This is a genomic window from Kitasatospora sp. NPDC051170 (genome assembly GCF_044455705.1).
Lineage (GTDB): Bacteria > Actinomycetota > Actinomycetes > Streptomycetales > Streptomycetaceae > Kitasatospora.
The window spans coordinates 17430-39038 of sequence record NZ_JBITFA010000028.1 but is presented as its reverse complement, the minus strand read 5'-3'; the positions used below and the strand labels follow the sequence as shown (position 1 = coordinate 39038).

The 21609-nt window shown below is 75.0% G+C and carries 16 protein-coding genes; 13 read left to right on the top strand and 3 right to left on the bottom strand.

From position 1 onward, the window contains the following. Nucleotides 1–12: 12 nt before the first annotated feature. The 7 genes from infB to ACIBCA_RS36015 all read left to right on the top strand — a co-directional run bounded on the left by infB (nt 13) and on the right by ACIBCA_RS36015 (nt 10927). Nucleotides 13–3147, top strand: a complete 3135-nt coding sequence (infB, locus tag ACIBCA_RS36045; RefSeq protein WP_396287391.1) for a translation initiation factor IF-2 — start codon at nt 13–15, stop codon at nt 3145–3147. 134 nt (nt 3148–3281) lie between these two features. Further along, nucleotides 3282–3578, top strand: a complete 297-nt coding sequence (locus tag ACIBCA_RS36040; RefSeq protein ID WP_031072660.1) for a DUF503 domain-containing protein — start codon at nt 3282–3284, stop codon at nt 3576–3578. A gap of 151 nt (nt 3579–3729) precedes the next feature. Beyond that, nucleotides 3730–4170: a 30S ribosome-binding factor RbfA gene (rbfA, locus tag ACIBCA_RS36035; RefSeq protein WP_396287390.1), complete on the top strand. Its 441-nt coding sequence runs from the start codon at nt 3730–3732 to the stop codon at nt 4168–4170. A 2-nt stretch (nt 4171–4172) separates the two neighbouring features. Beyond that, nucleotides 4173–5276: a bifunctional oligoribonuclease/PAP phosphatase NrnA gene (locus tag ACIBCA_RS36030; RefSeq protein ID WP_396287389.1), complete on the top strand. Its 1104-nt coding sequence runs from the start codon at nt 4173–4175 to the stop codon at nt 5274–5276. Nucleotides 5277–5310: 34 nt separating this feature from the next. Continuing rightward, the gene (gene truB, locus ACIBCA_RS36025) at nt 5311–6240 is read left to right on the top strand and encodes a tRNA pseudouridine(55) synthase TruB (RefSeq protein WP_396287388.1); all 930 of its coding nucleotides are present in this window, start codon (nt 5311–5313) and stop codon (nt 6238–6240) included. A gap of 197 nt (nt 6241–6437) precedes the next feature. Then, nucleotides 6438–9917, top strand: a complete 3480-nt coding sequence (locus tag ACIBCA_RS36020) for a serine protease (RefSeq protein WP_396287387.1) — start codon at nt 6438–6440, stop codon at nt 9915–9917. Nucleotides 9918–9982: 65 nt separating this feature from the next. Then, a complete protein-coding gene (locus ACIBCA_RS36015) occupies nt 9983–10927 on the top strand; it encodes a bifunctional riboflavin kinase/FAD synthetase (RefSeq protein WP_396287386.1) in 945 nt (314 codons plus the stop codon). Between the two features lie 58 nt (nt 10928–10985). Here the strand turns inward: ACIBCA_RS36015 and ACIBCA_RS36010 are convergent, their stop codons facing one another. The 3 genes from ACIBCA_RS36010 to eccE form a co-directional block, all read right to left on the bottom strand. Next, entirely contained in the window at nt 10986–13199 is a 2214-nt protein-coding gene (locus tag ACIBCA_RS36010; RefSeq protein ID WP_396287385.1) for an AAA family ATPase, read from the bottom strand. Nucleotides 13200–13307: 108 nt separating this feature from the next. Continuing rightward, nucleotides 13308–14075, bottom strand: a complete 768-nt coding sequence (locus tag ACIBCA_RS36005) for a hypothetical protein (RefSeq protein ID WP_396287383.1) — start codon at nt 14073–14075, stop codon at nt 13308–13310. Next, nucleotides 14075–15466, bottom strand: coding sequence for a type VII secretion protein EccE (gene eccE / locus ACIBCA_RS36000; RefSeq protein ID WP_396287382.1), 1392 nt, complete (start codon nt 15464–15466; stop codon nt 14075–14077). Before eccE ends, ACIBCA_RS36005 begins: the two co-directional genes overlap by 1 nt. 167 nt (nt 15467–15633) lie before the next feature. On the opposite strand from eccE, the gene eccB reads away from it, so the two are divergent. The 6 genes from eccB to ACIBCA_RS35970 all read left to right on the top strand — a co-directional run bounded on the left by eccB (nt 15634) and on the right by ACIBCA_RS35970 (nt 21574). Beyond that, nucleotides 15634–17298 carry a type VII secretion protein EccB gene (gene eccB / locus ACIBCA_RS35995; RefSeq protein WP_396287381.1) on the top strand — a complete coding sequence of 555 codons (1665 nt, stop codon included), beginning with the start codon at nt 15634–15636 and terminating at the stop codon, nt 17296–17298. Nucleotides 17299–17477: 179 nt separating this feature from the next. Then, nucleotides 17478–17786 (top strand): WXG100 family type VII secretion target, encoded by a 309-nt coding sequence (locus tag ACIBCA_RS35990; RefSeq protein WP_396287380.1) that lies wholly within the window; start codon nt 17478–17480, stop codon nt 17784–17786. A 76-nt stretch (nt 17787–17862) separates the two neighbouring features. Then, on the top strand, nt 17863–18156 hold the full coding sequence (locus tag ACIBCA_RS35985) for a WXG100 family type VII secretion target (protein ID WP_396287379.1): 294 nt from the start codon (nt 17863–17865) through the stop codon (nt 18154–18156). A gap of 147 nt (nt 18157–18303) precedes the next feature. Then, complete coding sequence (mycP, locus tag ACIBCA_RS35980) at nt 18304–19533, top strand: type VII secretion-associated serine protease mycosin (protein ID WP_396287378.1); 1230 nt, start codon at nt 18304–18306, stop codon at nt 19531–19533. A 93-nt stretch (nt 19534–19626) separates the two neighbouring features. After that, the gene (locus tag ACIBCA_RS35975; protein WP_396287377.1) at nt 19627–20175 is read left to right on the top strand and encodes a SigE family RNA polymerase sigma factor; all 549 of its coding nucleotides are present in this window, start codon (nt 19627–19629) and stop codon (nt 20173–20175) included. 112 nt (nt 20176–20287) lie between these two features. After that, nucleotides 20288–21574 (top strand): hypothetical protein, encoded by a 1287-nt coding sequence (locus ACIBCA_RS35970; protein WP_396287376.1) that lies wholly within the window; start codon nt 20288–20290, stop codon nt 21572–21574. Nucleotides 21575–21609: the final 35 nt, after the last annotated feature.

Genomic DNA, 21609 nt, shown 5'->3' with positions numbered 1-21609 from the left:
GACAGGAGTGAAGTGGCTAAGGTCCGGGTTTACGAACTCGCCAAGGAGCTTGGTTTGGAGAGCAAGGCCGTGATGGCCAAGCTCACCGAGCTGGGTGAGTTCGTGCGTTCGGCGTCCTCGACGATCGAGGCGCCGGTCGTGCGCAAGTTGACTGACGCGCTTGGTGTGGCGCCCACCGGTGGTGGTTCCGCTGCCAAGCCGGGCCCGCGGAAGACCGCGGCGCCCTCCCCCGCCGCTTCGGGTTCCCCGAAGCCGGCTCCGACCCCGGGTCCGCGCCCTGCCGCGACCCCCGGTCCCCGTCCGACCCCCGCTGCCGCGGCGCCCGCCGCCCCGGCCGCACCCTCCGCCGCGCCGAAGGCCGGCGCGCCGACTCCGGGCCCGCGCCCGGCCGCGCGTCCCGCCGCCGCCCCGGCGGCCCCGGCCGCGCCCGCGGCCGAGTTCTCCTCGCCGGCTCCGGCCGGTGACGCCGAGCGTCCGGCCGCCCAGGCCCCGCGTCCGGCGGCGGCCCAGTCCGGTGGCGGCGCCCGTCCGGGCCCGCGTCCGGCCGGCCCGCGTCCGGGCAACAACCCGTTCACCTCGGGCAGCGCGACCGGCATGGCCCGCCCCGGCGACCGCCGTCCCGGCGCGTCGGGTGGCCGTCCGGGTGCTCCCGGTGCGCAGGGCGGCGACCGCCCGCGTCCCGGTGGCGACCGTCCGCGTCCGGCCGGTGCCCCCGGTGCCGGTGCCCCGCGTCCGGGCGGCGACCGTCCGCGTCCGGCCGGTGGTCCGGGTGCCGGTGCCCCGCGTCCCGGTGGCGACCGTCCGCGTCCGGCCGGTGGTCCGGGTGCCGGTGCCCCGCGTCCCGGTGGCGACCGTCCGCGTCCCGACGGGATGCCGCGTCCGGCCGCTCCGCGGCCCGGCGGCCCGACCCCGTCCGGCATGCCGCGCCCGAACCCGGGCATGATGCCGCAGCGTCCGGCTCCGGGCCCGCGCCCGGGTCCCGGTGGCCGTGGTCCCGGTGGCCCCGGCGGCCGTCCGGGTGGTCCGGGTGGCGCCGGCGGCGGTGCCCGTCCCGGCTTCCAGGGTCGTCCGGCCGGTCCGGGCTCGCGTCCGGCCGGTGGCGGCGGCTTCGGCGGCCCGCGTCCCGGTGGCGGTGCCCCGGGTGCCGGTGGCGGTGGCTTCGGCCCGCGTCCCGGTGGCTTCGGCGGCCGTCCCGGCGGCCCGGGTGCCCGTGGTGGCACGCAGGGCGCCTTCGGTCGTGGCCCGGGCGGTCGCCCGGCTCGCGGTCGCAAGTCGAAGCGGGCGAAGCGCCAGGAGTACGAGGCCATGCAGGCCCCGTCCGTCGGCGGTGTGATGCTTCCCCGCGGCAACGGCCAGACGGTCCGCCTGTCGCGTGGTGCCTCCCTGACGGACTTCGCGGAGAAGATCAACGCCAACCCGGCCGCGCTCGTCTCCGTCATGTTCAACCTCGGTGAGATGGTCACCGCGACCCAGTCGGTCTCCGACGCGACCCTCGAGCTGCTGGCCGGCGAGATGGGCTTCGTCCTGGAGATCGTCAGCCGGGACGACGAGGACCGCGAGCTGCTGGAGTCGTTCGACATCGACTTCGGCGCCGACGAGGGCGACGAGGACCAGCTGGCCCCGCGCCCGCCGGTCGTCACCGTCATGGGTCACGTCGACCACGGTAAGACCCGACTGCTGGACGCGATCCGCAAGTCCAACGTGGTGGCCGGCGAGGCCGGTGGCATCACCCAGCACATCGGTGCCTACCAGGTGGCGACGACGGTGAACGGCGAAGAGCGCCCGATCACCTTCCTCGACACCCCGGGTCACGAGGCGTTCTCCGCCATGCGTGCCCGTGGTGCCAAGTCCACCGACATCGCGATCCTGGTGGTCGCGGCCAACGACGGTGTCATGCCGCAGACGGTCGAGGCGCTCAACCACGCCAAGGCCGCCGGTGTGCCGATCGTGGTCGCCGTCAACAAGATCGACGTCGAGGGCGCCGACCCGACGAAGGTCCGCGGTCAGCTGACCGAGTTCGGTCTGGTGGCCGAGGAGTACGGCGGCGACACCATGTTCGTCGACATCTCCGCCCGCCAGGGCCTGAACATCGACCAGCTGCTGGAGGCCGTGGTCCTGACCGCGGACGCCTCGCTGGACCTGCGGGCCAACCCGGAGCAGGACGCGCAGGGTATTGCGATCGAGGCTCACCTCGACAAGGGCCGCGGCGCCATGGCGACCGTCCTCGTCCAGCGCGGCACCCTCCGCGTCGGCGACTCGATCGTCGTGGGCGACGCCTACGGCCGCGTCCGCGCGATGCTGGACGAGAACGGCAACAGCCTCTCCGAGGCCGGCCCGTCCCGTCCGGTGCTGCTGCTCGGTCTGACCTCGGTGCCCCGCGCCGGCGACAGCTTCATCGTCGTCGACGAGGACCGCACCGCCCGCCAGATCGCCGAGAAGCGCTCGGCCCGCGACCGCAACGCCGCCTTCGCGCAGCGTCGGGTCCGGGTGTCCCTGGAGGACCTGGACAAGGCCATCGCCGCCGGCTCCATCGAGCAGCTCAACCTCATCATCAAGGGTGACGTCTCCGGTTCCGTCGAAGCCCTCGAGGACGCCCTCGTCAAGCTCGACGTGGGCGAGGAGGTCGAGCTCCGGGTCCTGCACCGCGGTGTGGGTGCCATCACCGAGTCCGACGTGGACCTGGCGATGGGCTCGGACGCCATCATCATCGGCTTCAACGTGCGCGCCGAAGGCCGTGCGCGCACCGCGGCCGACAAGGAAGGCGTGGACGTCCGGTACTACTCGGTCATCTACCAGGCGATCGAGGAGATCGAGAACGCCCTCAAGGGCCTCCTCAAGCCGGAGTACGAGGAGGTGCGCCTCGGCGCCGCGGAGGTCCGCGAGGTCTTCCGCTCCTCCAAGTTCGGCAACATCGCCGGTGTCCTGGTCCGCGACGGCATCATCCGCCGCAACGCCAAGGCCCGCCTCATCCGCGACGGCAAGGTCGTGGCGGAGAGCCTCACCATCGAGGGTCTGCGCCGCTTCAAGGACGACGCGACCGAGGTCCGCGAGGGCTTCGAGGCCGGTGTGACCCTGGGGTCGTTCAACGACATCAAGGTCGAGGACGTCATCGAGACCTACGAGATGCGCGAGAAGCCGCGCGCCTAGTCGGTGTCGGCCGGGGCCGGTCGACGGGTGGAATTCCCGTCGACCGGCCCCGGTCTCGCTGTGTAGGGTCCTGAGGAGCCGCCCCGGTCAGGGGTGGTTTCCCTAGGCCCCCAGGTCGGCGAGACCTGTCACACATGTTCGTGGGAACACTCACCTTCGACCTGCTCCTGGGCGACGTCCACTCGCTCAAGGAGAAGCGTTCGATCGTGCGGCCGATCGTGGCCGAACTGCAGCGCAAGTACAGCGTGTGCGCTGCCGAGACCGGGAACCAGGACCTCCACCGCAGGGCCGAGATCGGCCTGGCGGTGGTCTCCGGCGACGCCGCGTACGTCACCGAGATCCTGGACAGCTGTGAGCGGCTCGTCGCCGGCCGCCCCGAGGTACAACTCCTCTCCGCGAGGAGGAGGTACCACAACGACGACGACGAATGAGGACCGTGGAGCCGGCCGGCGGAAGTCGCCGTTCTCACACGGATCAGGACCGAGAGCGCCCGCAAGGTCGGGCGCGGGCCGGTACTTTGGGGCGTGGGCCCCAACGGGTGCGCAGCTCGCCCGGGTACCGCCCACTGCACGAGGAGGCAACGTGACCGACACCGCAAGGGCGCGCAAGCTCGCCGACCGCATCCAGGTGGTCGTCGCCCAGACCCTGGAGCGGCGGATCAAGGACCCGAGGCTCGGGTTCGTGACCATCACCGACACCCGGGTGACCGGCGATCTGCGCGAGGCCACCGTCTTCTACACCGTCTTCGGTGACGAGACCGACCGCGAGGCCACGGCCGCCGCGCTGGAGAGCGCCAAGGGCGTCATCCGCTCCGAGGTCGGCAAGATCGGTGTGCGCTTCACCCCGACACTGACCTTCGTCGCGGACGCGCTGCCGGAGAACGCCCGGAACATCGACGACCTGCTCGACCGGGCGAAGGCCATCGACGCGGCGGTGCGCACCACCGCCGCGGGCGCGGCCTACGCCGGTGACGCGGACCCGTACAAGGTCCCCGCGTCCGAGCGTGACGACGAGGACGAGTAGTCATGGCGGGTGAGCCGGCTCGGGCCGCCTCGCGAGCCGGATCCACCACGGGGGCGTCCTCCACCAGCACGGTGGAGGGTGCCCTCGCGGCGCTCCCGGGTCCGCGGGCCGAGGAGAGCGGCTTCGAGCTGGTCTGGCAGCGGGTGGTGGAGGAGATCGGCCGGGCGCGCTCGATCGACCTGATCTGCCACATCTGCCCGGACGGCGACGCGCTGGGCTCCTCCCTGGCGGCGGCGCTGGCGCTGCGGGCGCTCGGCAAGGAGGTGCGGGTCTCCTTCGGGGACGACCCGCAGATCGTGCCGGAGTCGCTGGCCTTCCTGCCCGGCCAGGAGCTGATCGTCCCGGCGGGCGAGGTGCCGGACGTCCCCGAGCTGGTGCTCTGCTTCGACGTGGCCGCGCAGAGCCGGCTGGGCCTGCTGCACGACAAGGCGTTCGCCGCGCCCGTGCTGGTGGTCATCGACCACCACGCCTCCAACCCGGGCTTCGGCACCCACCAGCTGATCGACCCGGAGGCCCCGGCCACCGCCGTCCTGGTGGACGAGCTGCTGCGCCGCCTCGGCGTCGAGCTCGACCAGGAGCTGGCCACCTGCCTCTACACCGGGGTCGCCACCGACACCGGCAGTTTCAAGTACCGGGCGACCACGCCCGCCACCCACGAGCTCGCCGGGCGGCTGCTGGCCACCGGCATCCGGCACGACCTGATCTCCCGGCAGCTCTGGGACACCTCCTCCTTCGGTTACCTCAAGGTGCTCGCCGCCGCCCTCGACCGGGCCGTGTACGAGCCGGAGGCGGCCGGCGGGCTGGGCCTGGTGTGGACCTGGGTCCCGTACCAGGACCTGGCGCTGTTCAGCGTCACCGTGGAGGAGATCGAGGGGCTGATCGACATCCTGCGCCGCCCCGCCGAGGCGGAGGTGGCGCTGGTGCTCAAGCAGGACCCGGACGGCACCCTGCGCGGCTCCTCCCGCTCCAAGGGCGTGGTGGACGTGGCTGCGGCCTGCGCCGAACTCGGCGGTGGGGGGCACGTCTTCGCGGCCGGGTTCAGCACCCGGGAAGGCGTCGCCGAGGCGGTCGGGCGGTTCAGGGCCGCGCTGGGGCCGGTAACTTGATCACCTGCGAATGCCGTTGGACAGAAAGAACCCGATGAAGCGCAAAGGCACCGGCCCGGACGGCCTGGTGATCGTGGACAAGCCCGAGGGCATCACCTCCCACGGCGTGGTCGCCAAGATGCGGTGGCTGGCCGGGACGCGGAAGGTCGGTCACGCCGGCACGCTGGACCCGATGGCCACCGGCGTGCTGGTGATCGGCGTCGAGCGGGCCACCCGGCTGCTCGGCCACCTGATGCTGACCGCCAAGACGTACGAGGCGACCATCCGGCTCGGCCAGACCACGGTCACCGACGACCGGGAGGGCGAGGTCACCGCCTCCGCCCCGGCCGACGCCGTGACCCGGGAGGCGATCGACGCCGGGATCGCGGCGCTGACCGGCGAGATCATGCAGGTGCCGTCGAAGGTCAGCGCGATCAAGATCGACGGCAAGCGCTCGTACGCGCGGGTGCGCGAGGGCGAGGAGTTCGAGCTCGCCGCCCGGCCGACCACGATCCACTCCTTCACCGTGCACGGGCAGCGCTCGGCCGTGGCCGAGGACGGCACGCCGGTGATCGACCTGGACGTGACCGTCGAGTGCTCCTCCGGCACCTACATCCGGGCGCTGGCCCGGGACCTGGGCGCCGGGCTGGGCGTCGGCGGGCACCTGACGGCGCTGCGGCGCACGAAGGTCGGGCCGTACGGGGTGGAGTCGGCGCGGACCCTGGAGGAGCTCGAGGCCTCCGTCACCGGCGACTCCGCCGCGGGGCTGGAGGTGCTGCCGATCGGCGAGGCCGCGGCGGCCGCCTTCCCCCGCTGGGACCTGGACGAGTCCTCGGCCGAGAAGCTCTCGCACGGCGCCCGGCTGAAGGCGCCCGGGATGGGCGTGGACGGGCCGATCGCGGTCTACGGGCCGGACGGGCGCTTCCTCGCGCTGGTGGAGGAGAAGGGCGGGCAGGCCAAGCCCGTCGCGGTCTTCGTCGGCTGAGCCCGCCGAGCCCGCCGAGCCTCGGACCCCCGTCGGAAATCCTTCCGGCGGGGGTCCGGTCGTTGTGGAGCCGGGTTCACCCGTGCGGGGGAGCGCGCGAGGTGAACGCCGGTGGTGAGCGGCGCAGGCGCGGTCGGGCCGCCCGCCCGGTGGGCAGGCTCCCGGCGGTGGACGGGCGAGCGACAGGGGGACGGGCCATGCCGGGCTGGCACGAGGGCGATCCGGGGTGCCATCTGCTCCGCATCCGCGATCTCGACGGGCGGCTGCACGGTCTGGGGTTCGTCGCCGACCCGCAGGGCACCGTGCTGACCGCCCATGAGGCCGTCGCGGGCCTCGACCGGATCCTCCTGCACACCCCCGGCGGCCAGAGCAGGGTGCTCGGCCCGGACGCCGTCCTGCCGCTGCCCGCGCACGGGCTCGCGCTGCTGCGCACCGAGGCGGTGGGCGGGCTGCCGGTGCCGCCGCTGCCGGTGGCCGCCGCCCGGGGCGGGCACGAGGTGCTGCTGCCCGTACCGGCCGGGGACGGGGAGCGGGTGGTCACGCTGCGCTGCGGGCTGCTCGGCGCCTCGGACGGGGTGCTGCTGCTGGACGTCCCGGTGCTGAACTCATGGGAGCCGGCCGGGGTCGAGGTGCCCGCCGGGGCGCCGGTGCTGGACGCGCGCAGCGGCGCGGTGGTGGCCCTGGCCGCGCCCGGGCTGCGCTCCCTGCGGTACGGCGGCGCCCTGCCGGCCGTGCCCGCCGGGGGCGGCGCGCTGCCCGCCGCCGGGGCGCTGGAGGAGTTGCTGGCCCGCAACGCGGCGGCCGTGCCCGGGTACGGCACCGCGCTCAACCTCGCCGGCGTGCTGCGGCTGGCCGCCGCCCAGCTGGCCGCCGCCCCGGGGGTGGCGGGCCTGGCCGCCGACCGGGTGGACCGGCCGGACGCCTCGGTGGGCGACGAGCCGGAGCCGACCGTCACCGCGCTGGTCGGCGCGCCCGGCAGCGGGCGCTCCACCGAGCTCGCCGCGCTCGCCCTGCGCCGCACCGCCGCGGGCCTGCCCACCCTGTGGCTGCGCGGCGCCGACCTGCGCGCCGGTGACCGCTCGCTGGCCGAGCCCGTCGAACGGGCCCTGGCCCGGGCCGCCGCCGCCCTCGGCGTCCCCGCGCCCGCGCCCGAACCGGCCGCCGCCCTGTGCGCCGCCGCCGGACGGGCGCTGCTGATCGCCCTGGACGGCCCCGAGGAGGCCCCCGTCCCGCTGGAGGCGGACCGGCTGTACGGCGCCGGGCAGTGGCTGACCGGCTGCGGCGCCCGGCTGCTGACGGCCTGCGGGGAGGAGACCTGGGAGCGCCTCGCCGAACGGCCCTGGCGCAGCGGCCCGGGCCCCGGGCTGCCACGGGCGGAGGAACCGGCGCGGGACGGGGACCTCGCGGGCGCCCCGACCGTACGGATGGACGGCGGCGGCCCCGGCGCGCCCACCCTGGCCGGGCTGCGGCTGGGCCCGCTGCCCGCCGAGGCGGCCGAGCGGGTGCGCCGCCGCTACGGGCTGCCGCCCGGCCACCCGGAGGGGGCCGACGCCCGGCACCCGCTGGCCGTCCGCCTGGCCGGCGAGCTGTGGGCCGAGGGCGTCCAGGGAGCGGCGGCCCGGCGCGGGGAGCTGTTCTCCGCCCACCTGGACCTGCTCTGTCTGCGCGCGGCCCGGCGCCTGGCCGGCGGCGGCCGTACCCGCGGCGCCCACCGGAGGGGCGCGGCCAGGGCGGCCGAGCCGAGGCCCGGCCGGGTGCGGCGGCTGGCGGCGGCGGTGGCCGGGCGGGTGCACGAGGCGGCCCGGCGGATGCTCGGCGGCTCGGAGGCCGGGGCGCTGGGCGGGGCCGCCTTCGAGGAGCTGTTCCCGGCCGAGGGCGGCTGGGGCGCGGCCGTGCTCGCCGAGGGGCTGTTCGTGCCCGCCGGGCCCGGATTCCGGTTCGCCCACGGGGAGTTCGCGGACTGGCTGCAGGGCCTGCACCTGGATCTGGACGCGGCGCTGCGGCTGCTGCTCGGCGAGGCCGAGGACATCAGGCCCGGCTCCGGGGCGAACTCCGTGCCCCGGCACCGGATCGGCCCGGTGGCCGCCGCGCTCACCCGGGTCGCCGACACCTGGGGAGCGGACTCCCTCGACCCCTGGCTGCACCGGCTCGCCCGCGCCCTGGAGCTGCGGCCGGCGGGCAGCGAACCCGCCTGGTGGGCCGCCCGGTTACTCGCCGACGCGCTGGCGCGCAGCCCCGACCCGGCGGAACACCGGGACCTGCTCGGCCGGTTGGCCGAGCGGATCGCCGAACGCGCCGCCGAGGCGGGCGGGTTCGCGGCGCTGCCCGCCGACGGTTCCGGGCGTTTCGGCCCGGCCTTCTGGACGGGACTGGGTCTCCCTGTTGAGGCCGAACTCGCCCTGCTGCGGCGCCTGGTGACGGCCGGCCCCGGCTTCCTGAGGGCCGTCGCCGACCGGCTGCGGGAGGCCCCGGCGGCGGTCTTCCCGCTGCTGTGCGGCTGGTTCGACACGGGCAGCGCCGACCTCGCCCACGAACTGCTGTACGCCCACCGCCGCCTGGCCCTGGACGAGCTGGCCGACGCCCTGGCCGACGCCGCCCACCCCCGGGCGGACGCCCTGCTCGCCGTCCTCGCCGCCGAGGAGCCCTCCGCGCTCTGCCGCGCCGTCGACCGGTGGAGCCACGACCGGCGGCCCGAACGGCACGTCGCCGCCGCCGTGCACGCGCTGCGCACCGCCCCGTACGCCGGCGGCCCGGGCGCCGAACTGCTGCGCTACACCGCGCTGACCCTGCTCGCCCGCGAGGACGAACCCGCGCTGCACGGCGCCGCCCTGGCCCTGCTGGTGCGCGACCCGGGCACCCGCGCCGAGCACCTGCCCGCCGCGCTCGCCCTGCTGCGCGCGGGAGGCGACGCCTTCCTCACCCCGCGCGCCCTCGCCCCGGCCCTGGAGAGCGATCCGGAGCCCGTGCTGGCCGTCCTCGCGGAGCTCCCGGCCGCCCCCGAGGTGCTGCGGGTGCTCGCCGACACCCGCGCCCCGGGGACCGCCCGGCGCGGCGCCGACCTCGCCGCCCGGCTGCTGCGCGCGCACCCGGAGCAGGCGGGCCCCGTCGCCCTCGACTACCTCGGCCGCCGGCTGGCCGGCGGGGGAGCGGGGGCGGCCGCCCGGCTGGAGCTGCGGATGCTGCTCGCCGCCGCGCTCGGCGCCCGTACGCCCGAGGTGCGCCGGCCCTTCGCCGAGGTGCTGTCCGTCCCGGTGGCCGACCCGGCCGCGGACGCGCTGCGCTGCGAACTGCTGGACGACCTGCTCGCCGCCGAGACCGACCCGGAGGTGCTCACCGCCGCCGTCGAACGGCTGGCCGAGCACTGCGCGGCCGAGAAGCCCGCCCGGGTGCGCGCCGTCCTGGCCCGGGCGACCCCGGCCCTGCCGGGCGCGGACCGGCTGCTGGTGCGCTGCGCCGGCCGCTCGGCGGCCTTCGCCCGGCTGCTCGCCCGCTGGCCGCGCGACGCCGCCCCGACCGCGCCGGACGGCCCCCGGCTGGCCCGGCTGCGCGCCCTGGTGGCGGCCGGGCGGGACCCCCAGTACGCGGCGGCGGAGGCCGAGCGGGCGCCGCTCGAACCTGTGATGCGCCCAACCCGCATTCCGGTGCCGGAGCCGGGGCAGGCGCATGGCACGCTATAGGGGTTCGGGATTTGAGCGTTTGAGCGTACCGAGGGTACGCACCGTACGGAACAAGGAGCACTCGGGTGCAGCGCTGGCGTGGCCTGGAGGAGATCCCCGGTGACTGGGGGCGCGGCGTCGTCACCATCGGCTCGTTCGACGGGGTCCACCGCGGGCATCAGCTGATCATCGGACGGGCGGTCGAACGGGCCCGCGAACTGGGCCTGCCCTCGGTCGTGGTGACCTTCGACCCGCACCCGCGCGAGGTCATCCGCCCCGGCAGCCACCCGCCGCTGCTCGCGCCGCACCCGCGCCGCGCCGAGCTGATCGCCGAACTCGGCGTGGACGCGGTGCTGGTGCTGCCCTTCACCACCGAGTTCTCCCAGGAGTCCGCGGAGACCTTCGTCCAGCAGGTCCTGGTGGACGCGCTGCACGCCAAGGTCGTCATCGAGGGCCCCAACTTCCGCTTCGGGCACCGGGCCGCCGGGGACGTCGCGCTGCTCGCCGAGCTGGGCCGGGCCGCCGACTTCGAGGTCGAGGTCGTCGACCTCCAGGTGTGCGGCACCGCGGGTGACGGCGAGCCGTTCTCCTCCAGCCTGATCCGCCGCCTCGTCGGCACCGGGGACATGGCCGGCGCCGGCGAGGTCCTCGGCCGGCCGCACCGGGTCGAGGGCGAGGTGGTGCGCGGCGCGCAGCGCGGCCGCGAACTCGGCTTCCCGACCGCCAATGTGGAGACCGTGCCGCACAGCGCGGTCCCGGCGGACGGCGTGTACGCGGGCTGGCTGACCGCGAACGGCGAGCGCATGCCCGCCGCGATCTCGGTCGGCACCAACCCGACCTTCGACGGCACCGCCCGCACCGTCGAGGCGTACGCCATCGACCGGGTCGGCCTGGACCTGTACGGGCTGCACGTGGCCGTGGACTTCCTGGCCTACCTGCGCGGGATGGAGAAGTTCGACTCCATCGACGCGCTGCTCGACCGGATGGCCGACGACGTCAAGCGCGCCCGGGAGCTGACGGACGGCCTCTGAGCGCTGGTACGAACGGGAGGGCCCGCCGAACATCGCGTTCGGCGGGCCCTCCCGTTCGTCACTGCTGGGGAGGCTGCGGCGGCGGGTAGCCGTACCCGGGCGGCGGGGGCTGAGGGGCCTGCTGCTGCGGGTCGGCGTACGGCTGGGGCCCGCCGGGCGCGGGGTACACGCAGTCGTAGTCGATCCCGGGGCGCGGCGTGCTCTGCGGCGCGGGTGCGGGCGCCTGCTGCTGCGGTTGGGGCTGCTGCGGCTGCGGCCAGGCGTAGCCGGGCTGGGGCGCCGCCTGGCCCGGCTGCTGCCCCCAGGGCGCACCGGGCGGCACGGGCTGCTGCTGCGGGTCGGCGTACGGCTGCGGGGCCGCCGCCTGCGCCTGCTGCTGCCAGCCGGGCTGGTGGGTGGCCGCCTGCTGGGCGCGGACGATGTCCTCGCCGACCAGGGTGGCCAGCTCGAAGTACGCCTCGCGGACCTTGGGCCGCATCATGTCGAGGTTGACCTCGGCGCCGGCCGCCAGGCTCTCGTCGAAGGGCACCACCACGACGCCCCGGCAGCGGGTCTGGAAGTGCGCGACGATGTCCTCGACCTTGATCAGCTTGCTGGTCTCGCGCACTCCGGAGACCACCGTGATGCTGCGCTGCACCAGGTCGGCGTAGCCGTGGGCGGAGAGCCAGTCCAGGGTGGTGGAGGCGCTGGAGGCGCCGTCCACGCTGGGGGTGGAGACGATGATCAGCTGGTCGGCCAGGTCCAGCACCCCGCGCATCGCGCTGTAGAGCAGGCCCGTGCCGGAGTCGGTCAGGATGATCGGGTACTGGCGGCCCAGTACGTCGATCACCTGGCGGTAGTCCGAGTCGTTGAAGGTCGTCGAGACGGCCGGGTCGACGTCGTTCGCCAGGATCTCCAGGCCCGAGTTGAGGTCCTGGGAGGTGAACTGACGGATGTCCATGTAGCTGCGCAGGTGCGGGATCGCCGTCACCAGGTCGCGGATGGTCGCGCCGGTCTGGCGCTTGACCCGGCGGCCCAGCGTGCCCGCGTCCGGGTTGGCGTCGATCGCGATCACCTTGTCCTGGCGCTCGCTGGCCAGGGTCGCGCCGAGCGCGGTGGTGGTCGTGGTCTTGCCGACGCCGCCCTTGAGGCTGATCACGGCGATCCGGTAGCAGCTCATCACCGGGGTGCGGATGATCTCCAGCCGACGGGCCTTCTCGGTCGCCGCGGCCTTGCCGCCGAACTGGAAACGGGGCTGCTGGCGCTGCTGCTTGGGCTGGCTGCGCAGCAGCCGGTCCGAGGACAGCTCGACGGCGGCCGTGTAGCCGAGGGGCGCGCCGTGCGCGGTCTGCTGGGGGGCGGCGGCCTGCTGGAACGCGGCGGGCTGCGCGGCGGCCGCGCCCGGCTGCCGGCCCCAGGGCTGCGGGGGCTGGCCGGGCTGCGGCTGACCGGGCTGGGCCGGGTGTCCCGGCTGTCCTGGCTGCTGGTAGGCGGCGGGCTGCGGCCAGCCGCCCTGGCGCGGGTCCACCGGCGGGGCGATGGGCTGCGGCTGCTGCGCGGCGGCGACCGCCTGCTGGGCGGCCCACGCGGCCTGCGGGTCCACGGGCGGCTGCGGCTGCGGGACCTGCGGGGACTGCTGGACGGGCGGCTGCGCGGCCCAGGGTTGCTGCGCTGCGACGGGCTGAGGCACGACGGGCTGCGGTGCGATGGGCTGCAGCATGACGGTCTGCGGCGTCACCGGCTGGGCCGGGGCGGCCTCGCCCGGGTACGGCGGCGGGCCCGGCACGGGCTGGGGCTGTGGCTGCGGCACGGGCTGGGGCTGCGGCGCGGCCACCGCCTCCGCGCTCGGCCAGCTCGGGGCAGCCTGCGGCCGCCACTCGGCGGCGGGCCCCGGGATGTGGGCGGGCGCCTGGGCGACCGACGGGACGGGCGGAACCGGCGGGACCGGCGAGGACGGTACGGCCGGCGGAACCGGAGCCGGAGGCAGAACGGGCTCGGCGTGCACGGCGGGCGGCTGCGGCGCGGGGAACGGCACGTGCGGCGCCTCGGCCTGAACCGGCGCCACGGGCGCGGGAACGGACGCCGGAGCAGGCGTCGGAGCAGGCGCCGGAGCAGCCCCGTCCGCAGGAGCCCCCGCAGTTCCGGGAGTCGCCGCCGCCCCCGGCGCACCGCCCCCCTGCGCATCCGTCTGCACGTACCAGGACGGGGGAGTGTAATCGGGCGCGTCGGACCAGTCGTCCTCGTCCTCCGCCGCGTTGTCGCCGACGTAGACGCCGTCCCGATCGCTGCTCACTAGGGCTCCCTCGTGTTCGCCGCCGCTTGTTCAGCGGTGCCGTTGCCGCAACAAAGACTAGGCCGTACGGCAACCCCGGAAGAAGGCACCCGTGTTCCCGATCGGGGCTCAGTCCATCCGTCGCGGCCCGCCGAGCACCTGCTGTTCGGCCTGCCCGGCCACCGCCCGGACGTACTGGCGCCGCATCCGGGTGGACCACAGCGTGAGGTCGTCGCCGAGGGTGGGCAGGGCCGCCACGTCCTCGGGCGGCAGGGACAGCACCCGGCCCGTCAGTTCGGCCTCCTGCGGGGAGATCCGCTGGACGCCGACCAGGTCGGCGGCGTTGAGGACGCGGCTCGCGTTGGGGCCCAGGTACGGCAGCAGGGTCAGGGTGGTCTGCCAGGGCGCGGCGGAGAGGCGGCTGCGCGGCGGGCGGGCGCCGAGGTCGCGTACGACCAGGACCGGCGAGGCGACGGAGGCGCCCTGCGGGCCGAGCCGCCCGACCTGGTGGACCGTCACGCACGGCTGTCCGCCGCCCGCGGCCTGGGCCATCGGGCCCCACAGCTGGGCGCGGGCGGTCTCCACCGCGACGCGGGCGCCGATCGCGGCGGCGCGCAGGGCGATGATCTGCGCCGTCCACACGCCGCCGACCAGCACCAGGTCGTACGCGCTGGGGCGGAAGAGGCCGAGCACGGCGGGCAGGCCCTGCGGGTCGACGCCGATGACCACGCCGTCGTCGCCGACGGGGAAGGCCATGGCCGCGAGGTCGGCGGCCTCCAGCACGTGCTTCTCGCGGCGCGGGCCGCGCAGCCCGAAGCCGGGCAGCACGCGCGGCCACACCCGGGGGCGTTCGGCGCCGGGCGTCGGTCCGGGGGCGGGGTGGGTCTGGTACGCCATCAGGACGTTCCTCCCAGCGGCAGGGTGGCGAGCATGCCGGGGGCCTGCTCCAGGTCGAGCCGGTGGAGGCCCAGGCCCGCGCTCTGCGCCCTGGCCTCCACCTGGCGGCCGAGCTCCCCGGTCTCGTCCTCGTTGCGCCCGGTCACCCGCAGGTGCCCGCTGACCGTCACCGAGCCGCCGGTGCCGTGCCCGGCGGTGAGGCTGAAGGTGCTGGCCAGTGCGGGGGTGCCGGTCATCAGGTTGACGAGGTCCGGGGCGCCGATCCGGCCGGGGGCGCCGCCGGGGCGGCCCAGCTGCGGCCAGCGGGAGATCCAGTAGGTGCTGTGCCAGCGGTCGTCGATGCGCCAGAAGCGGTTGCCCTCCTGGGTGCGGCGGGTGGTGCCGCCGCCGCTGCCGGTGCCGCGGCGGCCGGCGACGGCGATCGGGTTGGCGCAGGTGGAGATGGCCAGGGCGGCGATGAGTTCGCGCTCGTCGAGCACGGTCGCGTTGAAGCCGGAGCTGTTGAGCCGCCCGGCGAGCTGGTCGGTGACCCGCTGGAGGGCCTTGCGGGCGCCCTCCTCGCCGCCGCCCCTGGCCCGTACGGCCGCGGCGGCGCGTTCCGGGTCGAGCTTGAGGGCGATCCAGGTGAGCCGCAGCCCGGGGGTGGCGGTGCCGTCGGGCAGTTCGCGGTAGGCGCGGGCGGCGAGCGACTGTTCGGGCAGGTGCTTGGCGGGGGCGGGCTGGGTGTGCTGGACGAGCTGCACCGACTCCAGGGTGATGTCGTCGACGGTGAGCGCCGAGCAGATCACGTCCAGCGGCAGCGGCAGGGTGGTGCGCACCGGGCGCAGCGGCTGGTCCTTGGCCTGGACGAGCAGCACCGAGGTGAGGAAGGTCCCGTCGCCGACCATGCCGGTCTCGCGGCGCACCGGGCGGCCGCCGAAGTCGGCCTCGGTGGCGTGGGTGCAGGTGCGCAGCGCGGGTTCGAGTTCGAGGACGGGGGCCAGGGCGGGGTCGGTGCCGGCCGGGGGCAGCAGCGTACGGGCCTGGCGGCGGCGGGACTTGAGGTCGGCGCGCACCCGCAGCAGCTCGGGCAGGCTGCGGCCGCGCAGCCGGACCAGGGCGATCAGGAGCAGCACCAGGGAGACGGCGCCGAAGCCGGCCGCGACCGGGCGGCTGATCGTCCAGCCGACGGCGACGAGGGCGGCGGCGACCTCGACCAGGACGAGCCGGTGGAGCCTCAGCCTGCCGCCGAGCAGCCCGGGCCGGGGGTTGACCCGCACGCTGACGGGCCCGCCGCCGGAGCTTCGCGGCGAGGCCGGGCCGGGTGCCGGGGCCGGTGCGTGTGCGGCGGCGCGGCGCGACCCCTCCTCCCGGGCGTTGCCGCGGCGTCGTCGAGCGGTCTGGTTAGGCATCCCCCGGTAGCCCTCTCTGACTCGGTTGTCGCGGCCCGGCTGGCTCGTTCGTGGACCGTACCCGTACGGTACTCACCGTCCGCTGCCGCATCGTAGAGGGTTCGGGTCCGACGGTCCGACAAGGGGCAGCTGCGGCAGGCAAGTCCGACAAGGGGGACGACGAGCACATGGCATCGCGCCGGGACGAGCTGAACGCGTACACCTTCGCCAGGAAGCGCACGGTGGGGGCCTTCCTGCTGCCCTCCGGCGGCGGCAGCGACGAGGACGCGCCGCGGCCGGTCAAGGCGGTGCTGCCGAGTGTCCTGGTGGGGACGCTGATCGTGGCCGGCTTCGGCGTCTGGGGGGTGTTCAAGCCGAGCGCGCCGCTGCACTGGGACGAGGGCAAGGCCATCATCCAGGGCAAGAAGTCGACCACCCGGTACGTGATCCTGACGGACCCGGACGGCAGGACGAAGCGGCTGCACCAGGTGCTGAACATGTCCTCCGCGCGGCTGGTGCTGCCCGCCGACGCCAAGGTGGTGGTGGTCGACGACGACGTGCTGGACCGCTACCCGAACCACGGCCCGACGATCGGGATCCCGTACGCGCCCGACAAGTTGCCGAGCAAGGACAACGCCGGCCAGTCGATGAAGTGGTCGGTCTGCGACCGCCCGGGCTCGGACGACAAGCAGGCGACCGTCAACCAGGCGGTGTTCGTGGCGGCCGGCCAGGACGCGGCGGCGCTGGCGGCCAAGGACCGGATGCTCGCCCCGGACCAGCTGCTGCTGGTGCAGCAGGCGGACGACCAGCAGGTGTCCGCCGGTTCGGCCGACGGCCAGGGGCAGGGCGCCGCGCCGGTGTTCCTGGTGGACGCCCAGGGCCGCCGGCACGAGATCGGGCCGAAGTCGGGCGACGTGGAGCGCAAGTCGCTGGTCACGGCCGTGTTCGGGCCCAACGCGGTGCCGCAGCGGGTCAAGCGGGAGTGGCTGGAGACGCTGGTGCCCGGCACCCCGATCACCTTCCCGGACGTCAAGGAGGTGGCCGACACCCAGGGCGCCAACTCCCGGGTGGAGCTGGACAATCCGGCGGACCGCCGGGTCGGGCGCCTGGTGCACTACCAGGACCGCCACTACGTCGTCGGCAAGGACCAGCTGTACGTGATCACCGCGTTCCAGGCGGAGCTGATCCGGCAGAACCCGGCCTACGGGATGCTCTACAGGTACGACCAGGACAAGCAGCCGCGCAGCGACGCGATGACCCCGGCCGACCAGTCCCTGCGCGGGAGCGACGTCAAACTGCCCGGCACGGGGGACGACTGGCCGCTGCGGACGGGCGCGCCGGTGAACAACTGGAAGGACCCGCAGGAGGACCGGCGCCGCCAGGTGGTGTGCAGCACCTACGACGGCGTCGCCGAGGACGGGAAGACGGACCGGCGCAGCGTCTGGGCGGGGCCCGCGTACCCGGCGCCGTACAACAACGGCGCGGGCGCCGCGTACGTGACGCCCGGTCACGGCCTGTTCTACCGCGCGGTGGACGCCTCCGCGGGCGGTTCCGGCACGGATTTCCTGATCACCGAGACCGGGCTGCGCTACTCGGTGCCCTCCAACGGCGACGGGCCGACTGCGCCCCCCGGCGGCGCCAAGTCGCCGACGGCGAAGCCTGGTTCGGCCACGCCCACGCCGGGCGCGGGTGACCAGCAGCCGGCGCCGCAGCAGGACGAACCCGGCGGCAACCAGGCGCGGCTGGGCTACCAGGGCCTCCAGCCGCTGCCCGTGCCGCTGCGGTGGTCGAACCTGGTGCCGGCCGGTCCGCCGCTCACCGCCAAGGGCGCGGCCCAGCCGCAGAACGCCTGACGGCCGCGCGGGGCAACGGAGTTGGCTCTGTGTCATGGTCTGGTAACTGCCGGAGCAACCGTGTTGGGCGAGTTGCGTATGCCGACTACAGTGCTCCTGGACATCACCAGGGTGATGCCGCGGGCAGGCCACTCCCGGCCCGTCCGTACACAGGATGTTTCTCATGGGGGACGTGGAGCATGTCGGGTTCGGGCCAGTTCACGATGACCGCGCAGGAGATGACCGCTTTCGCCAAGCGGATCGCCGAGGCGATCCACAAGATCCAGCAGGAGCAGACGAAGCTCCTCAACACGGTCAGCAACATCACCGGTGGCTGGCAGGGCCAGGCGGCGACCGCCTACAAGAACCTGCAGCACTCGTTCACCGAGGATGTGAAGGCGCTGAACGCGTCCCTGCACGCGATCCAGGAAGCGATCGAGCGGACGACCCAGCAGTACGCGCGCACCGAGGCCGAGCAGGCGCAGCAGTTCACCGGCGCCCAGGGCTGATCGCCGCACCCGTCCGCACCCCCGCTCCACCGGGCGTCCGCCGCCGCGGCGCCCGATCCTCGTCCAGGGAGACACCGTGACCGACCACATCCTCGTCAACTTCCAGACCGTCCACCACGCCGCCGAGGAGGTGAAGGGCGTCGCCTCCCGGATCGACCACCTGCTCAACGACCTCAAGGGCGACGTCAAGCGCATCGCCGCCAGCTGGCAGGGCGCGGCCCAGGAGGGCTACCAGGCCCACCAGACGCAGTGGGACACCAAGGCCGCGCACATCCAGACCGTCTGCGGGCAGATCGCCACCTCGCTGGAGCAGGCCGCGCTGAGCTACAAGAACACCGAGGACGCCAACGCCAAGCTCTGGCAGGGCTGATCCGGCCAGGGCTGATCGGGCCAGGGCTGATCCGGCCAGGGCTGATCGGGCAGCCCGGACGGGAACGACCACAGGGGGCGGGCACCCGGTTCACGGGCGCCCGCCCCCGACGCGCGACACGGGGTGGACGACATGAGGAGTGGCAGGGTGTCCCGACACGGCTACCGCAGGGCCGCCGCGGCACTGGCCGCGCTCGCGGTGCTGGGCGGCCCGCTCGCCGCCCCCGCGCACGCGGACGGCCCGGGCATAGCCGCCGCCGGCGACTGCCCCAAGCCCGCCCCGGACGTGCCGACCGTCCCCTGGTCCCTGCAGCGGCTGCTGCTGGACGAGCTGTGGCAGGGCGACCGGGTCATGGGCGAGGGCGTGACGGTCGCCGTCATCGACACCGGCGTGGACATCCGCAACCCGCAGCTGAAGGACGCCGTCCTCGAGGGCGGCAACCTGCTGGTCAACAAGGAGACCAAGCAGCGGGTCGAGGGGAGGTCCACGGACGACCCGGTCGGCCACGGCACCAAGGTGGCCGGCATCATCGCCGCCCGCAGGAGCGCCTCCTCCGGGTTCGTCGGTCTGGCCCCGAAGGCCCAGATCCGCTCGATCCGGCAGAACGACGCCGAGGGCAACGGCGACGTCGCCTCCCTGGTCGCGGCCATCCGCGAGGCCGTCGACAGCGGCGCCCGGGTCATCAACATCTCCCAGGACGTGCGCGGCGCGGGCGACGCCCGCTTCAACGGCTACGCGGACCTCCTGGCGGCCGTCCAGTACGCCGAGCAGAGGAACGCCGTGGTCGTCGCCTCCACCGGCAACGACGGCAAGGAGGGCGACACCTACCCGGCCGCCTTCCCGACCGTCCTCGCGGTCGGCGCCTCCGACCGCAACAACGAGCGCGCGCCGTTCTCCCAGTACGGCGCCTTCGTGAAGGTCGCGGCGCCCGGCGTCAACATGCTCTCCACCGTCCCCGGCGGCGGCCAGTGCGTGGACAACGGCACCAGCTTCGCCGCCCCGTACGTGTCCGGGATGGCCGCGCTGCTCGTCGGCGCCCACCCGAAGTGGAGCCCCGCCCAGGTGCGCGCCTGGATCGAGCAGAGCGCCCAGCGCACCGAGCGCGGCCCGAACCGCTTCATCGGCTGGGGCGTGGTGGACCCGGTCAGGGCCGTCACCAAGGCGCCCGCGGACCCGCCGTCCGCGCCCGCCGAGGACGCCCCCGTGCAGCTGGCGGCCGCGCCGATCGTGCCGCGGCCGGTCGGCCTCGGCGAGACCCAGGCCGACCGGGACGGGCGCACCGCGACGTACGTGCTCGGCGTCGGCGCGCTGCTGGTCGCCCTGCTGATCGGCGGCGGCGTGGTGCTGCGCGACCACCGCCGGCGCTCCTCCGAATAGAGCCGGGCCGAACGGGTCTGTAACACCGGCCGCCGCTCACCACGTCCTAGAAGTGTCAGAGGGCGGGGGCACGGACGGCGGGGGAGCGAAGGCATGGGGTGGACCAAGAGCGGCGGCCGGGAGGCCAAGGACGCCGAGTTCCTGGAGCTCGTCTCCGGCCGGACCTCCCACCTCTACCGCTCGGCCTGCCTGCTCACCAGCGGTGACACCCACTACGCCGAGGATCTCGTGCAGGAGGCCCTCAGCCGGATGTACGTGCTGTGGCGCCGCAGCGCGTTCACCGGGGGCCGGGGCCGGATCGACAATCCGGTGGCCTACACCCACACCGTGATGGTGCGCGTGTTCCTGTCCCAGCAGCGCCGCCGCTCCAGCGGCGAGCGCCCCACCGGCGACCTGCCGGAGCCGCAGGGGCGGGAGGACGCGGACAGCGCGCTGCGGCTGACCCTGATCGAGGCCCTCGGCCGGCTCCCGGCCAAGGACCGGGCCGTCCTGGTGCTGCGCTACTGGGAGGACCGCAGTGTCGAGGAGACCGCCGAGGCGATGCGCGCCTCCTCCGGCGCCGTCCGCACCCGCACCACCCGGGCACTGGCCCGGCTGCGCACCCTGCTCGGCGACGAGCTGGCCGAACTCGCGGCCCGCTGAACGCCGTTCGGCCGAGCCTGCTGCCGACATCCACTCCCGCAATCCACTCCCGCAATCCACTTCCACAATCCACTCCCGCACCACCCGTGACCCGAGGAGACGGTGATCAACCATGTCCGATTCCGAGAAGTTCGAAGACGATCTGATCGTCGCGATGAGCCGCACCGGTGAGGGCTTCGAGCCCGGCCGGACCGACCGGGCCGGCCTGGTGGCGGGCGGCTACGAGCGCGGACGGCGCCGCTGGCGCCGCCGTTCGGCCACGGCCGTGGTCGGCGGCGCGGCCGCGATGGCGCTGGTGGGCGGCGGCGCCTTCTACCTGACCGGCACCCAGGCGAAGAGCGAGGGTACGGTGGCCGCCGCCTCCCCGGCGGCCTCCGCCGCCTCCGGGATCACCCCGGCCTCGGCGCCCTCCACCGCCGCCGCCAAGACGACCCCCGTCAGCGGCGACGAGGTGCTGGCCGCCTTCAAGGCGCTGCTGCCCGCCGGCCAGAGCACCGACACCCACGGCAGCGGCACCGAGCCGCCGGCGGGCAAGCCGGACGCGGTCGGCTTCGCGGGGGCCCAGCTGGTCTTCGACGACGGCCAGGGCAAGGCCGCCATGGGCATCTCGATCACCCGCCTGGCGGAGAACGACCCGAACCGCTCGCAGAACACCTGCCCGGACAGGAAGCTCGTCCCGTACGACGCCTGCGCCACCACCACGACGGCCGACGGCGGCACCCTGACGGTCCTCCAGGGCTACGAGTACCCCGACCGGCACGTCAGCACCAAGTGGTGGAGCGCCAAGCTGATCGGCAGGGACGGCCGCCAGATCGAGCTGTCCGAGTGGAACTCCCCGGCGGAGAAGGACGCGCCGGACAGCCGTCCGAACCCGCCGCTGTCGCCGGAGCAGCTGAAGGCGATCGTGACCGACAAGTCGTGGGACAAGGTCGTCGCCTCGATCCCCGAGCCCAAGCCGATCAAGGTGCGCGACACCAGCAAGGAGTACACGGCGAAGGAGATCCTGGCCGTCACCGCCGGCCTGCTGCCGGCCGGCCTCCAGGAGACGGAGACCTCCGCCGAGGGCCTGGGCTACGCCAACTTCGTCGTCGACGACGGCAGGGGCAAGTCGCTGGTCCAGCTCAACGTGCAGGACCGGAGCAACAGCAAGGACGTCAATGGCGAGCTGTTCGGCGGGGTCGAGGCAGGGCCGGACGGCGTCAAGGTGGTGATCCGCAAGGAGGGCGGCAACCCGGGCATGTGGACGGTCGACACCCTGCACCCCGACGGCCTGCGGGTGGTGATCAGCTCCTTCAACAGCGGCACCCAGAAGACGCCGGCCACCCGCCCCGCTCCGGTGCTGACCGACGACCAGATGAAGGCGATCGCCGCCAGCCCGCTCTGGAAGCTCAAGAAGTAACCGCGCCCGGACGCGGCGGTGCCCCGGGCTGGGGG

Excerpts from the sequence above, each read along its gene's own strand:
- ACIBCA_RS36040 (WP_031072660.1), top strand. The coding sequence starts at position 3,282 with ATGTTCGTGGGAACACTCACCTTCGACCTGCTCCTGGGCGACGTCCAC.
- ACIBCA_RS36030 (WP_396287389.1), top strand. The coding sequence starts at position 4,173 with ATGGCGGGTGAGCCGGCTCGGGCCGCCTCGCGAGCCGGATCCACCACG.
- truB (WP_396287388.1), top strand. The coding sequence starts at position 5,311 with ATGAAGCGCAAAGGCACCGGCCCGGACGGCCTGGTGATCGTGGACAAG.
- ACIBCA_RS36020 (WP_396287387.1), top strand. The coding sequence starts at position 6,438 with ATGCCGGGCTGGCACGAGGGCGATCCGGGGTGCCATCTGCTCCGCATC.
- ACIBCA_RS36005 (WP_396287383.1), bottom strand. The coding sequence starts at position 14,075 with ATGGCGTACCAGACCCACCCCGCCCCCGGACCGACGCCCGGCGCCGAA.
- eccE (WP_396287382.1), bottom strand. The coding sequence starts at position 15,466 with ATGCCTAACCAGACCGCTCGACGACGCCGCGGCAACGCCCGGGAGGAG.
- eccB (WP_396287381.1), top strand. The coding sequence starts at position 15,634 with ATGGCATCGCGCCGGGACGAGCTGAACGCGTACACCTTCGCCAGGAAG.
- ACIBCA_RS35990 (WP_396287380.1), top strand. The coding sequence starts at position 17,478 with ATGTCGGGTTCGGGCCAGTTCACGATGACCGCGCAGGAGATGACCGCT.
- ACIBCA_RS35975 (WP_396287377.1), top strand. The coding sequence starts at position 19,627 with ATGGGGTGGACCAAGAGCGGCGGCCGGGAGGCCAAGGACGCCGAGTTC.
- ACIBCA_RS35970 (WP_396287376.1), top strand. The coding sequence starts at position 20,288 with ATGTCCGATTCCGAGAAGTTCGAAGACGATCTGATCGTCGCGATGAGC.